We start from the raw sequence: 2,208 nt of genomic DNA, 5'->3' as shown, positions 1-2,208 counted from the left end.
CCTCCTGGATGCCACGCTACCAGTCGAGACCCTTAAGTCACTGGTATTGGGGCTACCGGCCGTCGTCCGCCGTCGTGGCACAGAAGACCGGCGAACTGCTCGGCGAGCAGGCGACGCAGGTCCTCGGAGATGTCCACGACCGGCCGACCGAAGTCCCGAACCTGATCGCCGAGCAGTGGCACCCTCCGACCGTGAAAGACCCCGCCTGGCCCGCTTCCGACATACGCCGTCCCGGCAAGCGTGCCTGGCTCATCGTCGTTGCGGCCGCCGTGTTTGCCGCAGCCGCGACGGGCACCTGGTTCGCTCTGGCCTCGGGCCACGCCCCAGCGCGCGCCACCCACTCCCCACAGGCAACTGCGGCCCCTTCCACGCCTGCCGCCGAACCGGCAGGGCCCACGTCACGCCTCGCTCGTCCAGCCACCAGCGAGTCACAGACCCCGACCGCTGCCGCCTCGTCCGCGCCGGCGCAGACGAAGGTGATCACCCTCAGTCCCTGGTCACCGGGCGGTACCCCCGCAACCGGCATCACCATCATCGACCGGGCCAGCGGCTCCTGCTTCGGGACCGCCGAATCCACGATGCGCACGGACGCCTGGCGCTGTACCGCCGGCGACCGGATCCTCGACCCGTGTTTCTCCCCGGACTCCAACCCCGCAGACACCAGCGCCCTGTGCTTGGACGGAGCCCCCGACCGCATGGTCGAGCTGTCTGTCGCCGAGGGCTTTCCCGGCAACAACAACCACATGCCGGGCGGACCCGACATCGAACCGATCATCCTTGTCCTGGCCCACGGTGCCCGCTGCTCGTTCGCCGGGGGCGGCACCGCGATGCTGGCAGGACAGCGCCTGAACTACGGCTGCGACGACGGCGGCTACCTGTACGGCTACCCGAACAAGACATCCGCCGTGTGGACCATCTCCTACGCCGTCCCCGGTAGCGGAGCCAGCGTCTCCACGCCGATCGCCACCGTTTACCAGTAGCGCTCTGACGGCCACCCCGCTGAAGCGGCGGGCGGAGGCGTTTGGCCCGCGATCAACGCCGCAATGCGGCCGGAATGTCCACGCTCAGCAGGTGGCGGAAGCGCCAGCCGGGCCCTTCCAGAAGAGTCGCAGCGAAGTAGCGACGTACGAACGGCGTCCCTGTGGTGCTCCGGTCGTGTCTCCTGGGGGACGCCACCCGGCATCCCTGCACGGGTGAGTCCTCCGAAGGCTCTATGTGCGACGCCAGTGCGGCGCTGTTGGGGCGCGCGCGAGACACCATGAGGCAGTGCGCAGAACTTCAAGAGGTGCACTGGCATCAGTCGGCGTCTTATCGGGGTTCCCGTTGAGTCTCGTTCGTGTACCGATGGGTCACCTCGGAGGCGCTTCCTTGGCCAGCCGGTTCCGCTCGTTCTCCTCGCACCGCTGGGCCTTCGGCGCCTTCTTCGCCGCGGCCCCCTGCATCTGCTTCGCCCGCACCCGCCGCACGTGGTGGGCGTCGTCGTCCAGGACGACACCGTCGGCGAGCGCCGCCTCAGTCAACGCGGCGAGGTGCGAGTCACGTGGTAGTCAGCTGCTGCTCGAACGATGGTCGGTTGCTACAGGTTCCGCCGCTGGAAAACTGGTGCCCCGATGCGACTGCGGCCGCTACTTTCAATCCGTATGAGCAAGCATCTCTCCCTGCGTGAGGCTGTGTTGTCGTGGCTCGAGTACGCGGGCGGTCTGTCCCCAACACCCCAGTCCATCGTGGTACTGATGCTCCAGCCCCACTGGGAGGACGTGGTGAGAGAGGTGACCGCCGCAGCGCCTAGGGAAGAGCACCCCGACCTCTACACAAGGGTCGACGGAGACTGGGCCCCAAACCCCCTGACGCTGCTGGAGGAGTCGGGCCTGTCTGCGGCGGCACGTCTGATTGCCCAGGGCGCACCGGTCCCTGTCTCCGAGGTCGCGGACAGCTTCGTCACCTTCTGCACAGGCCCGGCACCGATCACTGAGCAATGGCTGCTCCTCAACGGCACCTTCCCCCAGGGAACACGGATTCCGCTGGGGCGGCACACCCTTCAGACCTTCGCCGCGGACGAGCTTCGTCAGACGGTCCCGATGCCGGCGCTGAGCGGCTTGGAGCCCTGGAGCCGCGGGTTGCGTCCAGGGAAGTGGTGTACGGGTTCGACCTGATCCGGGGGTTTGCCCCGGCATCGGGATGGGGCCCGCATAGATGAACGGCCACCGG

2 protein-coding genes and 1 pseudogene are annotated in these 2,208 nt (G+C 68.1%); 2 read left to right on the top strand and 1 reads right to left on the bottom strand.

Annotated features, from left to right (window positions below):
* Positions 1-980: pseudogene (locus tag H293_RS0148760) on the top strand (hypothetical protein); the annotation flags it as partial.
* A gap of 369 nt (positions 981-1,349) precedes the next feature.
* Here the strand turns inward: H293_RS0148760 and H293_RS59025 are convergent.
* Entirely contained in the window at positions 1,350-1,520 is a 171-nt protein-coding gene (locus tag H293_RS59025; protein WP_020125000.1) for a hypothetical protein, read from the bottom strand.
* Positions 1,521-1,640: 120 nt separating this feature from the next.
* Between H293_RS59025 and H293_RS0148750 the strand changes: the two genes are divergently transcribed.
* Positions 1,641-2,153, top strand: a complete 513-nt coding sequence (locus H293_RS0148750; protein ID WP_033416928.1) for a hypothetical protein — start codon at positions 1,641-1,643, stop codon at positions 2,151-2,153.
* The last annotated feature ends 55 nt before the right edge of the window (positions 2,154-2,208 follow it).

The organism is Streptomyces canus 299MFChir4.1 (genome assembly GCF_000383615.1).
Classification (GTDB): Bacteria; Actinomycetota; Actinomycetes; order Streptomycetales; family Streptomycetaceae; genus Streptomyces; species Streptomyces canus_C.
Note: the sequence above shows the minus strand (reverse complement) of the source record. Positions and strands in the feature narration are given on the sequence as shown.

What these genes read in the sequence shown, in the direction of transcription:
- H293_RS0148750 (WP_033416928.1), top strand. Translation starts at nt 1,641, where the DNA reads ATGAGCAAGCATCTCTCCCTGCGTGAGGCTGTGTTGTCGTGGCTCGAG.